Origin of the sequence: Paenarthrobacter sp. CAP02, from assembly GCF_040137855.1 — a bacterium.
GTDB lineage: Bacteria > Actinomycetota > Actinomycetes > Actinomycetales > Micrococcaceae > Arthrobacter.
The window spans coordinates 14,855-31,762 of the sequence record NZ_JBEEII010000005.1 but is presented as its reverse complement, the minus strand read 5'-3'; the positions used below and the strand labels follow the sequence as shown (position 1 = coordinate 31,762).

Annotated in this window: 19 protein-coding genes; 15 read left to right on the top strand and 4 right to left on the bottom strand. The window is 63.3% G+C overall.

Annotated elements, in window-relative coordinates:
• Window positions 1–63 precede the first annotated feature (63 nt).
• A complete protein-coding gene (locus ABHM97_RS10075) occupies window positions 64–1,248 on the top strand; it encodes a trans-sulfuration enzyme family protein (protein WP_349470558.1) in 1,185 nt (394 codons plus the stop codon).
• Window positions 1,249–1,258: 10 nt separating this feature from the next.
• Window positions 1,259–1,600 carry a DUF2516 family protein gene (locus ABHM97_RS10070; RefSeq protein ID WP_235520090.1) on the top strand — a complete coding sequence of 114 codons (342 nt, stop codon included), beginning with the start codon at window positions 1,259–1,261 and terminating at the stop codon, window positions 1,598–1,600.
• Between the two features lie 6 nt (window positions 1,601–1,606).
• On the opposite strand, the gene ABHM97_RS10065 is transcribed toward ABHM97_RS10070, so the two are convergent.
• The gene (locus ABHM97_RS10065; protein ID WP_349470557.1) at window positions 1,607–2,428 is read right to left on the bottom strand and encodes a class I SAM-dependent methyltransferase; all 822 of its coding nucleotides are present in this window, start codon (window positions 2,426–2,428) and stop codon (window positions 1,607–1,609) included.
• Between the two features lie 102 nt (window positions 2,429–2,530).
• Here ABHM97_RS10065 and ABHM97_RS10060 point away from each other — a divergent pair, with 102 nt between their 5' ends.
• A complete protein-coding gene (locus tag ABHM97_RS10060; RefSeq protein ID WP_235520092.1) occupies window positions 2,531–3,277 on the top strand; it encodes a phosphoglyceromutase in 747 nt (248 codons plus the stop codon).
• A gap of 94 nt (window positions 3,278–3,371) precedes the next feature.
• Here the strand turns inward: ABHM97_RS10060 and phoU are convergent, their stop codons facing one another.
• Window positions 3,372–4,025, bottom strand: coding sequence for a phosphate signaling complex protein PhoU (gene phoU, locus ABHM97_RS10055; RefSeq protein WP_235520093.1), 654 nt, complete (start codon window positions 4,023–4,025; stop codon window positions 3,372–3,374).
• Window positions 4,026–4,224: 199 nt separating this feature from the next.
• Between phoU and ABHM97_RS10050 the strand changes: the two genes are divergently transcribed.
• Together ABHM97_RS10050 and ABHM97_RS10045 are read left to right on the top strand one after the other, a co-directional pair.
• Window positions 4,225–5,481, top strand: coding sequence for a sensor histidine kinase (locus ABHM97_RS10050; protein WP_235520116.1), 1,257 nt, complete (start codon window positions 4,225–4,227; stop codon window positions 5,479–5,481).
• A complete protein-coding gene (locus tag ABHM97_RS10045) occupies window positions 5,478–6,158 on the top strand; it encodes a winged helix-turn-helix domain-containing protein (RefSeq protein ID WP_211711390.1) in 681 nt (226 codons plus the stop codon). Before ABHM97_RS10050 ends, ABHM97_RS10045 begins: the two co-directional genes overlap by 4 nt.
• A gap of 93 nt (window positions 6,159–6,251) precedes the next feature.
• On the opposite strand, the gene ABHM97_RS10040 is transcribed toward ABHM97_RS10045, so the two are convergent.
• A complete protein-coding gene (locus ABHM97_RS10040) occupies window positions 6,252–6,803 on the bottom strand; it encodes a hypothetical protein (protein WP_349470763.1) in 552 nt (183 codons plus the stop codon).
• A 293-nt stretch (window positions 6,804–7,096) separates the two neighbouring features.
• Here ABHM97_RS10040 and ABHM97_RS10035 point away from each other — a divergent pair, with 293 nt between their 5' ends.
• The 6 genes from ABHM97_RS10035 (at window position 7,097) to rlmB (ending at window position 11,931) form a co-directional block, all read left to right on the top strand.
• The gene (locus ABHM97_RS10035) at window positions 7,097–7,579 is read left to right on the top strand and encodes a CarD family transcriptional regulator (protein WP_011690592.1); all 483 of its coding nucleotides are present in this window, start codon (window positions 7,097–7,099) and stop codon (window positions 7,577–7,579) included.
• Between the two features lie 124 nt (window positions 7,580–7,703).
• Window positions 7,704–8,486, top strand: a complete 783-nt coding sequence (gene ispD / locus ABHM97_RS10030) for a 2-C-methyl-D-erythritol 4-phosphate cytidylyltransferase (protein ID WP_349470555.1) — start codon at window positions 7,704–7,706, stop codon at window positions 8,484–8,486.
• 14 nt (window positions 8,487–8,500) lie between these two features.
• Window positions 8,501–9,025 (top strand): 2-C-methyl-D-erythritol 2,4-cyclodiphosphate synthase, encoded by a 525-nt coding sequence (gene ispF, locus ABHM97_RS10025; protein ID WP_349470762.1) that lies wholly within the window; start codon window positions 8,501–8,503, stop codon window positions 9,023–9,025.
• Complete coding sequence (locus ABHM97_RS10020) at window positions 9,018–9,374, top strand: hypothetical protein (protein WP_349470554.1); 357 nt, start codon at window positions 9,018–9,020, stop codon at window positions 9,372–9,374. Before ispF ends, ABHM97_RS10020 begins: the two co-directional genes overlap by 8 nt.
• 35 nt (window positions 9,375–9,409) lie before the next feature.
• Window positions 9,410–10,864, top strand: coding sequence for a cysteine--tRNA ligase (gene cysS, locus ABHM97_RS10015; RefSeq protein ID WP_349470553.1), 1,455 nt, complete (start codon window positions 9,410–9,412; stop codon window positions 10,862–10,864).
• 80 nt (window positions 10,865–10,944) lie between these two features.
• The gene (rlmB, locus tag ABHM97_RS10010) at window positions 10,945–11,931 is read left to right on the top strand and encodes a 23S rRNA (guanosine(2251)-2'-O)-methyltransferase RlmB (RefSeq protein ID WP_349470552.1); all 987 of its coding nucleotides are present in this window, start codon (window positions 10,945–10,947) and stop codon (window positions 11,929–11,931) included.
• Window positions 11,932–12,226: 295 nt separating this feature from the next.
• On the opposite strand, the gene ABHM97_RS10005 is transcribed toward rlmB, so the two are convergent.
• The gene (locus ABHM97_RS10005; protein ID WP_349470761.1) at window positions 12,227–13,036 is read right to left on the bottom strand and encodes a carbon-nitrogen hydrolase family protein; all 810 of its coding nucleotides are present in this window, start codon (window positions 13,034–13,036) and stop codon (window positions 12,227–12,229) included.
• Between the two features lie 118 nt (window positions 13,037–13,154).
• On the opposite strand from ABHM97_RS10005, the gene glgX reads away from it, so the two are divergent.
• From glgX to ABHM97_RS09985, 4 genes are all read left to right on the top strand, one after another.
• Window positions 13,155–15,269 carry a glycogen debranching protein GlgX gene (gene glgX / locus ABHM97_RS10000; RefSeq protein ID WP_235520098.1) on the top strand — a complete coding sequence of 705 codons (2,115 nt, stop codon included), beginning with the start codon at window positions 13,155–13,157 and terminating at the stop codon, window positions 15,267–15,269.
• Between the two features lie 24 nt (window positions 15,270–15,293).
• Window positions 15,294–15,773 (top strand): guanyl-specific ribonuclease, encoded by a 480-nt coding sequence (locus tag ABHM97_RS09995; protein ID WP_349470551.1) that lies wholly within the window; start codon window positions 15,294–15,296, stop codon window positions 15,771–15,773.
• 6 nt (window positions 15,774–15,779) lie between these two features.
• On the top strand, window positions 15,780–16,139 hold the full coding sequence (locus ABHM97_RS09990) for a barstar family protein (RefSeq protein WP_349470549.1): 360 nt from the start codon (window positions 15,780–15,782) through the stop codon (window positions 16,137–16,139).
• A gap of 325 nt (window positions 16,140–16,464) precedes the next feature.
• The gene (locus tag ABHM97_RS09985) at window positions 16,465–16,791 is read left to right on the top strand and encodes a hypothetical protein (protein WP_349470548.1); all 327 of its coding nucleotides are present in this window, start codon (window positions 16,465–16,467) and stop codon (window positions 16,789–16,791) included.
• Window positions 16,792–16,908 lie beyond the last annotated feature (117 nt).

Here is a 16,908-nt window from a genome sequence, read left to right as displayed (position 1 = left end):
TCACCGACATCAAGGCGCGTAACGCCTTTCATCCACAGCCTTGGCCGCGGCTACGCTAAAACCATGAGCCTCTCCGATCAGCGCGCCGCCGAATTGTCTCCGGAAACCGTTGTGGTGGCTGCCGGCCGCCCGGAGCGCGCCCATGATGAGCCCGTGAATCCGCCCATCGTCCTTTCCTCCACATACTTCGGTACCGGCCCGCTCAACGACGGTGACCGCGGCTACGGACGCTACGCCAACCCCACGTGGGACCCTTTCGAGGATGCCTTGGCCAAACTCGAGGGCGCATCCCTTCCTGGCCTGCTCTACGCGTCCGGCCTGGCAGCCGTCAGTTCGGCGCTTTCGCTGGTTCCGGCGGGCGGCGTAGTTGTCATGCCTTCACACAGCTACTCGGGCTCACTGGTGATGGCCACCGAGTTGGCGGAGAAAGGCTTCCTGGAGCTGCGGACCGTTGACATCACGGACACGGACGCGGTCAAGGCCCTGATCAGCCCCGAGGAGGGCAAGAAGGCCAACCTCCTCTGGCTTGAGAGCCCCACCAACCCCATGCTCGGCATCGCCGACATCCGCGCCCTCACTGACGCTGCACACGCCGTGGGCGCCCTCGTCGTCACGGACAATACTTTTTCGACGCCCTTGGTGCAGCAGCCGCTGAGCCTTGGCTCCGACGTCGTCCTCCACTCGGTAACCAAGTACCTCGCCGGGCATTCCGACGTCGTCCTCGGTGCGTTGGTGACGTCCAACCCTGATCTGCGGGCCACGCTCCTGCACCACCGGATCATCCACGGCGGCATCGCCGGGCCCTTTGAAGCATGGCTGGCCCTGCGCGGCCTGCGCACGCTGGCGCTGCGGATCGAGCGTTCGCAAGCCTCGGCGGCTACGCTCGCCGAACGCCTCAGCACCCACCCGCGCGTGGAAACCATCCGTTTCCCCGGCCTGCCCACGGATCCAGGCCACCAGCGTGCCAAGGATCAGATGAAGGGCTTCGGTTCCATTCTGTGTATCCAGATCGCCGGCGACCACCACCGAAGCGGCGCGGAGGCCGCGGACGAACTGGTCCGTGCCCTGCAGCTTTGGCTCCCCGCCACCTCGTTGGGTGGGGTGGAGTCCCTTATAGAACGTCGACGCCGGCACGCGGCTGAGCCCGTCAGCGTTCCGGAGAACCTGGTCCGGTTGAGCGTCGGGATCGAAAATGTCGAAGACCTCTGGTCGGACCTGGACCAAGCGCTGAAGTCTTTGGACAGCTAGGCTAAAGGGCGTGGACGGAAAATTCTTGATCGCCATTGTCACCAACGCGGTCTACTTCATTTTGGGATTGGTGGCCCTCGCCCTTGAAGTGTGGGCTTTCGCGGACTGCCTGCGGCACCGGCCCACGCTGTTCGTGGCCGCGTCCAAGCGCACCAAGACGTTCTGGCTGGCCCTTACAGGTGTCGCTTTCGCCATCGGCGCGTTGACGGTCTTCACTGGAGGCAACGGGCTTGGCCTGTTCGGCATCGCAGCTGTCACGGCAGCGTGCGTCTACCTCGCCGACGTCCGTCCTGCGCTCAAGGAAGCCGGCAGCGGCGGCAATCGCAACGTCGGACCATACGGCCCCTGGTAAACAGCGTTATTTTGGCGCCACCGCGTCCCAAGCGACGGTAAGTTCGCCAAGGCGCCACCGGGCTGGTCCGTCCTGAAGCGGCCACCCGGCGTCGTGCAGTGAACGGCACATAGCCGTCCAGCGCTGCCGGTTCCCGAACGACGCCAGGGGAGCCGCCTCCAGCCACGCCTTGTCCATGGCCTGCAGGAAAGCATGGACCGGTTCGCCGGGAACGTTGCGGTGAATGAGCGCCTTGGGCAGCCGTTCGGCTACCTCCGAGGGCAGTTCGAAACTCCCGAACCGCACCGAAAAGCTCAAGCTCAACGGTCGCTCCGGATCGAGCGCCACCCACGTGACGCGCCTGCCGATTTCATCGCAGGTTCCATCAATGAACAGGCCCCCGGGGGCCAACCGGGACTGCACCAAGGCCCAGATGCCCTGGACATCGGCCTCCTCGTATTGCCGCAGCACGTTGAAGGCCCGGACCAACACTGGATTGCCGGGCACGGGGAGCTCGAAGCCGCCCACGTGGAAGCTCAGCCCTGGCCGTTCGAGGGCCTTCGCGGTCCGCACCCGCTCCGGTTCGATCTCGATCCCGCAGACCCGCACATCCGGGCGGACGGCCTGGAGCCGTTCAAAAAGCTCGACGGCGGTGGTTGGCGAAGCGCCGTAGCCCAGGTCCACTACCAAGGGCTCGACGGCGGCGCGGAGCCGCCACGCCTGCGGCCCGGCCAGCCAACGATCCAGGCGGCGCATCCGGTTGGGGTTGGTGGTGCCACGGGTGATGTTGCCAACGGGTTTCCCGCCCCGACTCCGGGGAGAGCCCACCCGTTCCGCTTTTTGCACCACGGCCAACACTTTATCGGGTCCGATGCGCGCCCCAAGCGTGTAACGGGTGCGCACGCCGTAACGCCCGGCACGGCACCGGACCCCTCGGCTAGGATAAAAACCATGACTTACAAGCTGATTCTGCTGCGCCACGGCCACAGCGACTGGAACGCCAAGAACCTGTTCACCGGTTGGGTGGACGTTGACCTGAACGACCAAGGCCGCAAAGAAGCAGTACGCGGTGGGGAACTCCTGGTTGAGAACAACATCCTCCCGGATATCCTCTACACCTCGCTCCTGAAGCGCGCCATCAACACCGCCAACATGGCACTGGACAAGGCCGACCGCGGTTGGATCCCCGTCAAGCGCGACTGGCGCCTCAACGAACGCCACTACGGTGCCCTCCAGGGTAAGGACAAGGCCCAGACGCTGGCCGAGTTCGGTGAAGAGCAGTTCATGGAATGGCGCCGCAGCTACGACACTCCGCCGCCGCCCCTGTCCGACGACAGCGAATTCTCCCAGGCCCACGACCCCCGCTACGCGGACCTCGGCGACGCCCTGCCGCGCACCGAATGCCTCAAGGACGTCCTTGTGCGCCTCCTCCCGTACTGGGAATCGGACATCAAGGAAGACCTCAAGGCCGGCAAGACCGTCCTGGTCACCGCCCACGGCAACTCCCTGCGCGCACTGGTCAAGCACCTGGACGGCATCAGCGACGAAGCCATTGCCGGGCTGAACATCCCCACGGGCATCCCGCTGGTGTACGAACTGGACGAGGACTTCCAGCCCATCACCCCGGGCGGAACCTACCTCGACCCCGAAGCAGCAGCCCAGGCCATCCTCGCGGTGGCCAACCAGGGCAAAAAATAAGGCTTCGCGGTTCTTCGCCGCGCCGCAAAACGACGGCGGCCGGTTACCTTTCCGAGAAAGGTGACCGGCCGCCGTCGTATTTTCAGTTGTAAGGCTAGAAGCCCTCGGGCTGCCATTCGCCCGTCACCAGGTAGGTGACCTTCCGGGCGACGGAAACGCCGTGATCAGCGAAGCGCTCGAAGTAGCGGCTGGCCAAGGCAACGTCCACGGTGGTGGACGGGCTTTCAGTCCAGTCCGGGGAAGCGATCGCCTTGAAGACGCTGAGGTGGAGGTCGTCCACGGCGATGTTGATCTTCAGGATGTCGCGGGCAACCTCAAGATCGCGGGTTTCGAGAAGCTCGATGACCTTCGCGGTGATCTCAATGTCGTGCTGCGCCATGGCCTTGAAGGTCTGGGTCATCGACGCGGGGATGACCGTTGCCGGGTAACGGAGGCGTGCCAGCTGGGCTACGTGGCGGGCGAGGTCGCCCATGCGCTCCAGTGAAGCACTCATGCGAAGCGAACCGACGATCATGCGGAGGTCGCTGGCCACGGGACCCTGCAACGCCAGGATGTCGATGGCGCGCTCGTCGAGGCTGTTCTGCAGGAAGTCGATGCGGGCGTCCGCTGCGATGACGTCCTGGGCCAGGTCCACGTCAGCGCCTTCGAAGGACGTTGTGGCCTTCGTGATTGCTTCGTGAACCAGCTTGGAGATCTCGATGAGGTCGTCACCTACCTGGGTAAGTTCCGCCTGAAAAACCTTGCGCACTAAGGCGTCCTTTCCTTGGAAATCCCGTTCCCATGATGGGGGCCGGATCTCAAAACCATTGACAGTCCAACCAGTAACTGTGTCAGGGGTCAGTGAACTGTTCGGCACCTTTAGATGAACGTTAGTTGAACCGTCCGCGTTTGGCCCCGGATCCATGCTCGGCCGTGTTTCAACAGCATAAGCTGGACCCGTGGATCCATTGCTCATAGGTGTCGTCGCAGGCCTCGTTGGCCTGTCATTGGGCGTCTTTGGCATGCTCGCATTCAAGCTCAGCGAACGCCAGCGGAGCATTGTCGATCTCGACGTCACTGAACCCCTGCTTCCTGAAGGCGCAGCGGAAGTCCTTGCCGTCGTCGGGCGTGCCTTCGTGGTGGTGGACGCCATTGATGGCGTGGTCCGCGCAAGCCCCGCCGCCTACGCCTACGGCCTGGTCCGCGGTCACACCGTGGTGCACAAGCAACTTCTGGACATGACCGCGAAGGTCCGCCGTGATGGCGTGATTCTGGAGGAACAGTACGAGCTTCCGCGTGGACCGTTGGGCAAGGGCACCATCGTGGTCCAGGTCCGCGCTGCCATGCTCGGCTGGGAATACATCGTGCTCCTGGCCGACGACCGCACCGAGATCACCCGCACGGAGGAGATCCGGAACGACTTCGTGGCCAACGTCTCCCACGAACTCAAGACGCCCGTGGGCGCCATTTCGTTGCTTGCCGAGGCGCTTGAAGCCTCGCCCGACGACGAAGAAGCGGTGCGGCGCTTTGCCAAGCGCATGCACAAGGAATCCGGCAGGCTCGCGGCCCTGGTCCAGGACATCATTGAACTTTCCCGCCTGCAGGGCGCCAATGTGGCCCAGCAAGGGCACGCCGTGGACATCAACACAGTCATCAACGAAGCCGTGGACCGCTCGCAGCTCCCAGCCGAAAGCAAGAACATCCAGATCGTGGTGGGCGGCCATTCCGAGTCCCTGGTTTTCGGTGACCGCGACCTCCTGGTGACGGCCCTGCGGAACCTGATCGACAACGCGATCCGCTATTCGCCCGAGAACACGCGGGTCGGCGTCGGCGTCAGGACCCGCGAAGGCGTCGTGGCCATTTCCGTCACGGACCAGGGCGAGGGCCTGACTCCCGAGGACCAGGAGCGCGTCTTCGAGCGCTTCTACCGCGTGGACGCCGCACGTTCCAGGCACACCGGCGGTACGGGCCTTGGCCTGAGCATCGTCAAGCACGTGGTCTCCAACCATGGCGGCGAGGTGACCGTTTGGTCCCAGCCCGGCCAGGGTTCCACGTTCACTGTCCGCCTGCCGGAGATGGAAGGCCAGGACGACGACGCCGGCCTGCCGCCAACGGCGCACGAACTTCCGGCGGCCGCGGCCGCCGTCGAACCCCATCACGCGAGCCAAAACGCGAGTGAAAAAACGGGCGCCAGCGGTGCCCAAGAGCAAGGAGCCAGCGCTTGAGCCGGATTTTGATAGTTGAGGACGAGGAGTCCTTTAGCGATCCCCTTTCCTATTTGCTGGGCAAGGAGGGTTTCGACGTTGAGGTCGTGGACAACGGCAGCGACGCTTTGGTGGAGTTCGATCGGAATGGCGCCGACCTGGTGCTCCTTGACCTCCAGCTGCCGGGCACTCCGGGCACCGAAGTCTGCCGCCAACTGCGTCAGCGCTCCAGCGTTCCTGTGATCATGCTGACCGCCAAGGACTCGGAGATCGACAAGGTAGTGGGCCTGGAACTCGGCGCCGACGATTACGTCACCAAGCCCTATTCCTCCCGTGAGCTTGTAGCCAGGGTCCGCGCCGTCCTTCGCCGTCAAGGGGAACCGGAGGAGCTGATCACGTCCACCGTGCAGGCCGGTCCTGTCCGCATGGACATCGAGCGCCACGTGGTGAGCGTGAACGGCGAGCAGGTGTCCCTGCCGCTGAAGGAGTTTGAGCTGCTGGAAATGCTGCTCCGGAACTCCGGCAGGGTCCTGACGCGTGGCCAATTGATCGACCGCGTTTGGGGTTCGGACTACGTGGGGGACACCAAGACCCTGGACGTCCACGTCAAGCGGCTCCGCAGCAAGATCGAGCCCGATCCCTCGCTGCCGCGCTACCTGGTGACTGTACGGGGCCTGGGCTACAAGTTCGAGCCATAAGCCTTCGCTCCCCACGGGCGGGTAGAAAACAAAAGGAAGGGTTCCGCCGCGGCGGAACCCTTCCTTTGTTGTATGGCTTTCGTGTGCCGCCTGCTAGTGGCCGGCTGCTGCCGACTCCGTGGAGGTAGCAGTGGTGGACGGCATGGCCGATCCGGACGGCGAAGGCGTTGCCGAGCTGGACGGAAGGTACTTCTTGTATTCGGGCAGCGTTCCGTTGACAACAGGAATGTTGATCTGGGCGGAATCGGAACCGCTGCGGACCGTTACCTTCGCCAGGCCGCCGGGTGCAGCGCCGGCCGTGCTGAGTACGGCAGCGTCGCTTTGCTCGTTCAGGTAGGTCTCCGACTTTGCCTTGACGGGGATTTCCGTCTGGGCGCCGTCCGCTCCGCTGATGGTCAGCGTTGCGTCCGAGTCGGACTGGTTGAATACGGCACCGATGACGCGGCCGGATTCCTTCTCGCCCGAAGCAACAATCAGCATGTTGCGCAGCTGCAGCTTGCCGAGATCAGCTTTGATCCCGTCCGATGCCGAGTACTGGTGGGTAGTCTGCTGGGCGTTGACGAATCCGCAGCCGGTGACGGACAGAAGACCGACGCCGATTGCAGCCGCCGCAATTGCCAGCTTGCCGCGCTGGACAGGGTTCATCGCAGTATTGCGCACGACACCTACTCCTCAAGAGTCATTGGAACACTTTTCAGCCATAGCCTATCGGCAAACCCGTCGAAATAAGGATTCGGGGAGCGTATGTGGCGCAGTCAACGGGAACGATTTGTCCGACAGCTTCCCTGTTCGAAGCATCTTTCCTTGATTACGTCAAGAGGTTGGACGAATCCCTTTTGGGCCTCTTTCCCAGTATTGGCGCGGCTGAAGAGCCCATTCGATGCCAGTCGTATGCCTTAATCGTGATAGACTAATCTGCGGGAAAGGGGAAAGTCCACATGGTTTTTGAGGTCGGCGAGACAGTAGTTTACCCTCACCACGGTGCAGCAAAAATTGAGGAAATCAAGATGCGCACCATCAAGGGCGAAGAGAAGATGTATCTCAAGCTCAAGGTGGCTCAGGGTGATCTGACCATTGAAGTTCCAGCAGAGAACGTTGACCTTGTTGGGGTCCGGGACGTAGTGGGCAAAGAAGGCTTGGAGCACGTTTTTGACGTTCTCCGCGCCGAGTTCACTGAAGAGCCTACCAACTGGTCACGTCGTTACAAGGCGAACCTGGAGAAGCTTGCTTCGGGCGATGTCATCAAGGTGGCAGAGGTCGTTCGCGATCTTTGGCGTCGTGATCACGATCGCGGCCTTTCCGCAGGCGAGAAGCGCATGCTGGCCAAGGCGCGGCAGATTCTGATTTCAGAACTGGCCCTGGCTGAGAAGACGGATGAAGAGAAGGCTGCAAGCGTTCTTGACGAGGTCTTGGCTTCCTAAGAGTTGAGCCCCGGTGGTGCGAAAGCGCCGCCGGGTTTCTTTTTGCCCAAAAACGTGGGCGCCGTTCCACGGAACCTGCCCGCCATGTGGGTATTCCATGCAGAATGCGCATAACCTTGGGCGCATGACTCATCCTTCCAAGCGCGCCGTTACGGCCGTGATCGTGGTGGCAGCCGGTTCCGGCGAACGCCTCGGATACGGCATGCCCAAAGCCCAGGTTCCGCTGGGCGGGGAAACCATCCTGATGCACGCACTGCGTGGCGTGGTGGCATCCGACGTCGCACGCCAGGTCTGCGTCGCCGTGCCCCAGGGCGACACTGCCCTCCGCGCGCTGATCGCCGAATTCACCGTTGACCTCGTTGACGGTGGCCCTGAAATTTCAGTCGTCGACGGCGGATCGACCCGCGCCGACTCCGTCCGCGCTGCTTTGGCTGCCTTGGAAGACGGGACCGAGTTCGTCCTCGTGCACGACGCCGCGCGCGCCCTGGCCCCGGAGCGCGTCTTCGAGCGGGTGTCCGAAGCCTTGGCCGCAGGCGCTAAAGCCGTCATCCCCACAATGCCCGTGGTCGACACAATCAAGACTGTCGCCGGGACCGACGGGGCGGATGCCTCGATCGCCCCTGAATTGGTCACCGGCACGGCTCCCCGCGAAGAACTCCGCGCCGTACAGACCCCGCAGGGCTTTGAACTGGCTACGTTGCTCCGCGCCCACGAGGCTGCCGGGCTCTTCGACGGGAAGCAGGCCGCGGCCGTCACCGACGACGCCATGCTCGTCGAACTCCTGGGCGTCCCCGTTCACGCCGTTCGCGGGGCCAGCCAATCACTGAAAATCACCACGCCGCTGGACCTCATCATCGCTGAAGGTCTCCTCGAGGGTCCCCTGGGCATCCGGTGGGTGGAGGGATAGTGGCTGCCGAGAACATGCTGCTGCCCCGGACCGGTATCGGTATCGATGTCCACGCCTTTGCCCCCGACGACGACCCCCAGCCTCTCTGGTTGGGCGGGCTCCTTTGGGAAGGTGAGCAAGGGCTGTCAGGCCATTCCGACGGCGATTGCGTCGCCCACGCGGCCGCCGACGCGCTCTTCTCCGCCTGTGGCATCGGCGACCTCGGAACGCACTTCGGCACGGACCGCCCCGAGTACGCCGGCGCGTCGGGGGTCAAGCTTCTTGGAGAAGCCGCCCGGATCGTGCGCGAGGCAGGCTTCGAAATCGGCAACGTAGCCGTCCAGTTCGTCGCCAACCGACCAAAGTTCGGCCCCCGGCGCGAAGAGTCCCAACGGGTTCTGAGCCAGGCCGCCAACGCTCCGGTCAGTGTCACTGCGACCACCAGCGATGGTCTGGGTTTCACCGGACGCGGCGAAGGTATCTCCGCCGTCGCCACTGCCCTCGTCTACCCGGCTGCCAGCCCCCACCCGGGACCCGCGAAGGGTTCGCCGCATGCCTAAGTCACCTACCGGCGTCGTACGCCCCGCAGTGCTGCTGTCCGCAGGGCTTGCCGCCGCGCTCCTGCTGGGCGGCTGTGCGGGGACACCAAAAATGGATGTAAAGGCGAGTTGCGACTTCCTGAACGGGGACGCCTTCAAACCGGACGGCAACCAACAACAGCAGTCAAAGCAGCTCGCTGAGCACTACCACGAGCTGGGGGACAGGCTGGCCCCGGAGATTGCCGATCCCATCAAGGAAATGGCCGCGATCATGGACAAGGCTGCTGCCTCGTCGCTGGGGGCGGCCACGCAGGAGCAACAGGAAAAGCTCAAGGTGCAGTTCAACAAGATCGGCGAATACTGCAAGTAGGCAGGTCATGCCGCGTCATCGGCTAATCTGGAGCGGTGACCCTGCGCTTTTATGACACCGCCTCCGCCGAAGTCCGCGACTTCGTTCCCCTCGAAGACGGCAAGGCCAGCGTCTACTACTGCGGAGCCACCGTCCAGGGAATGCCTCACGTGGGTCACGTCCGGTCCGCCATCGCTTTCGACCAGCTGACCCGTTGGCTGGAATTCCGCGGCCTCCGCGTCACCGTGGTGCGCAACGTCACCGACATTGACGACAAGATCCTGGCCAAGTCCCAGCAGTCGTTTGGCCCGGACTGGGACGCTGAACCCACGGCCAAGCATGCCGAGGAATGGTGGGCTTTGGCCTACCGGTACGAGCAGGAATTCGAGAAAGCCTACGAATCCCTGGGTGTCCAGCGGCCCACCTACGAGCCCCGTGCAACCGGGCACATCCCGGAGATGCACGCACTCATCCAGCGGCTCATCGACCGCGGCCATGCATACCCCGCCTTGGATGATTCCGGCGACGTCTACTTCGACGTGCGCTCCTGGAGCAAGTACGGCTCCCTGACGCGGCAAAACATTGATGACATGCAAGGCGCCCCCGACGCCGATCCTCGTGGCAAGCGCGACGCCCGCGACTTCGCGCTGTGGAAGGGTTACAAGGAAGGCGAGCCTGTCACCGCGAAGTGGGATTCGCCGTGGGGTGCGGGCCGTCCTGGCTGGCACCTCGAGTGCTCCGCCATGGTGACCAAGTACCTGGGCACGCGTTTCGATATCCACGGTGGGGGACTGGACCTCCGCTTCCCGCACCACGAGAACGAGATGGCGCAGTCCCAAGCTGCAGGGGACGAGTTCGCCAACTTCTGGATGCACAACGGCATGGTCACTTTCGAGGGCGAAAAGATGTCTAAGTCCATTGGCAACACAGTAAGCCCCGCGGAAATGCTGGAGCTCGCCTCACCACGCGTGGTCCGCTACTACCTCGGCCAAGCACACTACCGCTCCATCCTGGACTACCGGCCCACTTCGCTCCAGGAAGCCGCCGCGGCGGTGGAACGCATTGACGGGTTCATCTCCAAGGCCACGGCAAAGGTGGGCCGGGACGCCGTCGAGATCGCACCCCAATGTGCCATGCCCGCTGCCTTCATTGCCGCCATGGACGACGATCTCAACGTGCCCCAGGCGCTCGGTGTGCTGCACGAAACCGTCCGCGCTGGGAACACTGCGCTGGCCTCCGGTGACCTCGAGGCGACCAAGGCTGCGCTTGATTCCGTGATGTCCATGACAGAGGTCCTTGGCCTGGATTCCGTCACCCAGCCCGAAGCTACCCGGGGCCGGGAGCACGCTGCGCTGGAGGTTTTGGTGGAAGCCCAGCTCCAGGCTCGCGCCGCAGCGAGGGCCAACAAGGACTGGGCTGCGTCGGATGCCATCCGTGACACGCTCGCCGCTGCCGGCGTCGTCGTCGAAGATGGTGCGGACGGTGCCACCTGGAGCCTGAAGCGCGACTGACAAGGGGCCTCGACGGCCGAATTGCATTGGGTCAGTAGACTTGATTCCAGACTTACTCACGAAATCAAGGATGGAATCTCATGGCCAATAATGGTCGCCGGTCGGTCAAGCAGAAGAAGGGCCCCACCACCGGAACCGGTGGCCACGGCCGCAAGGCCCTGGAGGGCAAGGGTCCTACGCCCAAGGCGGAGGATCGCACTTACCACAAGGCATTCAAGAACAAGCAGCTCGCGGAGCGCTCGGCCGCGAAGCGCGGCCCGGCACGTCCGGGCTCAGGCGCACGCTCAGGTCCCAAGGGCCGCGCGACGGAAGAACTGGTCACTGGACGTAACTCCGTGGTCGAAGCCCTCCGCGCGGGAATCCCCGCCAAGGCGCTGCACGTAGCCATCCGCATTGAGATGGACGACCGCGTCAAGGAATCCCTGAAGCTCGCAGCCGAGCGCGGTATCCCGCTGCTCGAAACCGGCAAGCCCGAGCTCGACCGCATGACTGAAGAGGCTGTCCACCAGGGCCTCGTACTGCAGATCCCGCCCTACGAATACCAGGACGCGTACGACCTCGCCGAGGAAACCATCGCCAAATGGAAGAAGGGGCACATCTCCAACGCCCCCATCTTCGTGGCCCTCGACGGCATCACCGACCCCCGCAACCTCGGCGCAATCATTCGCTCCGTCTCCGCGTTCAGCGGCCACGGCGTGATCGTCCCCGAGCGTCGCTCCGTCGGCGTCACAGCGTCCGCTTGGAAGACCAGCGCCGGTGCCGCTGTCCGCGTGCCCGTGGCCCGCGCGTCGAACCTCAACAACGCGCTCAAGCAGTTCAAGAACATGGGCATCTACGTCCTGGGCCTGGACGGCGACGGCGATGTTTCGTTGCCCGACCTCACCGTAGCCACCGAACCGGTGTGCATTGTGGTTGGCTCCGAAGGCAAGGGCCTGAGCCGTTTGGTCCGCGAAAACTGCGACCAGATCGTGTCCATCCCGATTGACTCGTCCATGGAGTCGCTCAACGCATCCATGGCCGTGGGAATCTCGCTGTACGAAGTATCGAGGCAGCGTTCCGCCAAGTAGGCCCCAAGGCGCCACAAGCGCCATCCGTGTGATGGCTCTCGTGGCGCCTTTCGTGTGCCTCGACCCGACGCTCTCTCACGTCCCGCCTGTTTGGGGTGGACGCTCTCTCACGTTCCGCCTGTTTGGTGTGGACGCTCTCTCACGTCCCGCCAGTTTGGTGTGGACGCTCTCTCACGTCCCGCCTGTTCGGGGTGGACGCTCTCCCAGTTCTTGCCGCGATGTGGAGGAGCGTTGGGCTCAAGGGGCAGGGATGTGGAGGAGCGTTGGGCTCAAGGGGTAGGGATGTGAGGGAGGGCTAGAAGTCGCGGCGGTTGGCCAGGACGGGGAGTTTTTGGCGGGCTTCTTCGACGTCGGCGGGGTCGAGGTCGGCGAAGATGAGGCCGGGTTCGCTTTCAAGAGCTTCCAGAACCTGCCCGAAGGGGGATACGACGGCGGAGTACCCGACTCCCGTGGGCGCGGTGCCTTTGGCTTCGGTGCCTTGGGTGGCGGGGTCACCCTGGCCACAAGCGAGCACGAACGTGGTGGTGTCCACGGCGCGGGCCCTGGCCAGAAGCTGCCATTGCTCGGCCTTGCCGGGTCCTGATCCCCATGACGCGGACACGATGTTCACCACGGCGCCGCGTTGGGCGTTGGCCGTGAAGAGTGCAGGGAAACGGATGTCATAACAGGTGGCCAAACCAAAGGTGACGCCGCCGGCGTCGAACGTCACCGGGTCTGTACCGGCCTCAACGGTGTCCGATTCCGCAAAGCCGAACGCGTCGAAGAGGTGGATCTTGTCGTAACTGGCCTCGACGCCGGGCCCGGTGACCAGAAGCGTGTTCCGCACCCGCGGATTACCCGCCTCGGAGGGAGCGCCGGGTGTGAACATACCCGCGACGATCACCACATCAAGCTCCTCAGCGAGGGCGCGCACGTGGCTGGCCCACGGTCCGTCGAGGGGTTCGGCGATGTCCAACAGCGAGTTCCCGAACGCGCGCATCATGGCCTCCGGGAAAACCACAAGCCCGGCTCCGCCCTCCTTGGCGCGGCGGGCGTACTCCTCCAGGAGCCGCAGATTTTCGGTCAGATCCCGGCCGGTGATGACTTGGGCGAGTGCAACGCGCACCATTGAACCTCCAGTTGTCTCCGTTCCAGTATGCCAAGTAATGAATTCACTGGGCCGAACGTCGTCACATGAGCGCCGGACGCGGCACATAGTGGGCGTGGAACTAAACTTGCAATCAATGGTTATGCCTATCTTTGATACAGAAGCTGCCGTCGATGCGTCGCGGCCCCGGCCCCTCGGACTGAGCACGCCCCAGCCCGGCCTTTCCGGTGCGACGGATGCGCAGGACCATGAAGTGAATGTGGCCGTCTTCGCGCCTGACTTGGAGCGGGTGGAGGTTGCCTTCCAGTCCCCGGGTGCCCCATGGCGCGCGCAGGTTCTTCCCAATGTGGAAGATGGCGTGCATTTCGGGCTGATCGCCGGAATGCCGCCCGGCACCCGTTATGGTTTCCGCGAGGCACCCGCAGAGGCTGGCCTCCCCATGCCGGTTCCTGCTTTGGACCTGGACGACGACGGCGGGACCGGGCTGCTGCTCGACCCCTACGGTCGCGCTGTGGACCAGCGGGGCGAGTTCCTCACGAGCGTCTACATGGACAACAGCTTTGATTGGGGCGACGACCAGCCGCCAAAGACACCCATGCGGACGTCCGTGATTTATGAAGCCCACGTCCGCGGGCAGACGATGCTTCACCCGGACATCCCGGAGCACCTCCGCGGCACGTACGCGGGAATGGCGCATCCTGTCATGATCCAGCACCTCACGGAGCTGGGGATTACCGCGGTTCAGTTGTTGCCCATCCACTTCCACTTGGATGAGGCGCACCTGCAGGACCTTGGCATGACCAACTACTGGGGCTACAACACGGCGGCATTCTTTGCCCCGCATGCCGACTACGCCACCGAGGCTGCCCGGAGCGCCGGCCCGCACGCAGTGCAGGATGAGCTCAAGGGCATGATCAAGTTGCTGCATGCGGCCGGCATCGAGGTGATCCTCGATGTTGTGTACAACCACACAGCCGAGGCAGGACCTGACGGGCCCGCCATCAGCTTCCGGGGGTTGGCTGAGAAGCGCTACTACCGGCACGACGCCCACGGACGCTACCTGGACACCACCGGCTGCGGAAACACGTTGGACTTCAGCGATCCGGTGGTAGTGGACCTTGCCTTGGATTCCTTGCGTTACTGGGTGAACGACTTCCACGTGGACGGTTTCCGCTTCGACCTTGCGGTGACCCTGTGCCGTGACGCGGGGAACACATTCGACCCGCAGCACCCATTCCTGCAAGCCATTGCCGAGGACCCGGTGTTGTCTGAGGTAAAGCTCATCGCCGAGCCGTGGGATGTAGGCTATGGCGGCTGGCAGACAGGCCGCTTCCCGCAGGGCTGGTCGGACTGGAATGACCACTTCCGCGACGGCGTACGCAGCTTCTGGCTGTCCGACCGCGCAGCCATTGAGGCCGGTGGCCAGGGTGGTTCCGTGGCGTCGTTAGCCGAGCTCATGGCCGGTTCAGCCAATCTCTTTGCCTCGTCCGGGCGGACGCGCCTGGCCTCAGTCAACTTCATCACGGCCCACGATGGCTTCACGTTGAAGGACCTGGTCAGCTACGACCGTAAGCACAATGAGGCCAACGGTGAGCAGAACCGCGACGGGCACGGCGACAACCGGAGCTACAACCACGGCGTGGAGGGCCGCAGCGAGAATGAGGCGATTGTTGCCGCCCGTTCCTTGTCCATCCGCAACCTGATGGCCACGTTGCTGCTGTCCTTCGGTGTCCCCATGATCACGGCCGGTGACGAGCTTGGCCGAACACAGCAGGGCAACAACAATGCTTACTGCCAGGACAACCCCACGGCCTGGCTGGACTGGAGCCGCACGCAGGAAGCCAACGCCATGTTCCGGACCACACGGGAGCTGGTCAGGCTTCGCAGGTGGTTCCTGCGGCACCAGCCGGACAGCTTCCCTGGCCAGGCGAATGAGACGAGCCTGCAGTGGTTCGATGACAAGGGCAAACGGATGACTCCGGCCCGCTGGAACGACCCCAACGTCCGCTCGGTCCAACTGCTGATGGGCCATGAAGACAGCGAGATCAGGGGCCTGATCGTCGTAAACGGCAGCAACCACGACGTGAAGATGATCTTGCCGGAGATCCTGAGCGAGTCGGGCATCGGCAAGCGGATGTTTGAACTCCGCTTCACCACGTCGGTGCTGCACGAGCGTCGCAAGGGGGCGTTGGTGGCGTCGGGCGAGCGGGATATCCTGCAAGCCAACACCATCAACATCTACCGCACGTAGCCCCAACCGAACAGGAAATCCCACATGAACCGCAGCCGCAGCAAACTGGTGGCTTTCGCGGGGCTGGTGATCGCCGTCGTCGTGCTTGTCGTCGCCATGGTGGGCGGCGGCGCCCTGACCGCTCCCTCCACCGCGCCGCCGACGCCTTCCAGCGCGCAAACCACGACGCCGGTACCTGGCGCCGTTTCCACGGCGGCCGCCGGCGTGGCGAACCCTTCCAGCCTGCCCACGATCAACGCGTCGCAGCTCCCCAAGGAAGCCCGGCAGACACTGGCCCTGATCGCGAAGGGTGGTCCATACCCGTACGACCGTGACGGCGTGAACTTCGGCAACTTTGAAGGATTGCTCCCCAAGAAGACCAGCGGCTTCTATAAGGAGTACACCGTTGTCACGCCGGGAGAATCGGACCGCGGCGCACGCCGGATCATCGTGGGCAAGGACACCGCCAAGTACTACACCGCCGACCATTACGAGTCGTTCAAGTTCATTGTCGAAGGCAAGTAGGAGCCCATGAAGATCTATTCAGCAGATACCTGGACCCTTGAAGAACTCCAGGAACAGGTTTCCGACGCCGGTCGCCGCACCCTTCTGGTCCCTCCCGCCAACACCAAGCAGGCGGTGCTGGAAGTTTTCGGCCAGGTCCTGGACTTCCCCGAGTTCTATGGCGTGAACCTGGACGCCTTGAACGACTCCCTGCACGACTACGCGGACGCCTTGTCAGAGGACGACGGCAGCCCGGTCACCATGATCTGGCAGGTCCCGGCGGCCTACCGAACGGACCGCTCCTTCGGCGTGGTCTGCGAGATCCTGCAGGATGCAGAGCGCTACGCCGGCCGCGACCTGGCAGTCATCGCGGTTTTCCAGAATTAACAGCTCTAATTATGATTCGTCCCCGCCGACGGCCGGACACGGGAGCCGTCTGGAATAACCATGCAGCGAACCGAGACGTAGCGAGCGTTGGTTCCCCGCGGGTTGTTAAGACCCCCGAAAAGCTTTAGTGGTGGGTGCAAGCTATTCGTGACGCGAAAAATCGAATATTTCGAATTGATTTTTGACTATTTCAAAATCTTGAATTTAATGATGCTGAGCGATACCCTCTCGGAGGGGCGATTGTATGCCTCGTAACTTGCGTATTGGGGAACACGCTGAGTCGATTGCTGACCTCATGTCGGACTAGCCAAATGAGGATCAAGACATGAAAAAACTTGCACGGGTGGCCGCTGTCGCTGCGCTGTCCGCAGGGGCGCTCTTTGCCGCCAGCCAGTCCGCGAATGCCAGTATCTTTTATGCAGACAATAACTACGGCGGAGCTACGTACGGAGCCGACAATTCGACGTGGATGGGATCGTTCGACAACAAGGCAAGTTCGGTAAAGAACTTTGGCTACTACGTAACCTGGTGGCAGGACATCAACTACGGCGGCGCTGGTTTCGGCAGTGCGAACGACTATAGCGCCATGGGTTGGTATGTGCCGTTCCTGGGAACGTGGAATGACAATATCAGCAGCTTTCACCGGGGCTAAACCTAATTCACCGCTCGCTTGACCTAAAGCGAGCAGCACCCTGCTTTGACCTGTCGGGCACATTATCGGCAGGTCAAAGTTGCTGTCCGATGAGAGGCTCGGCTGCTCGGTCTAGGC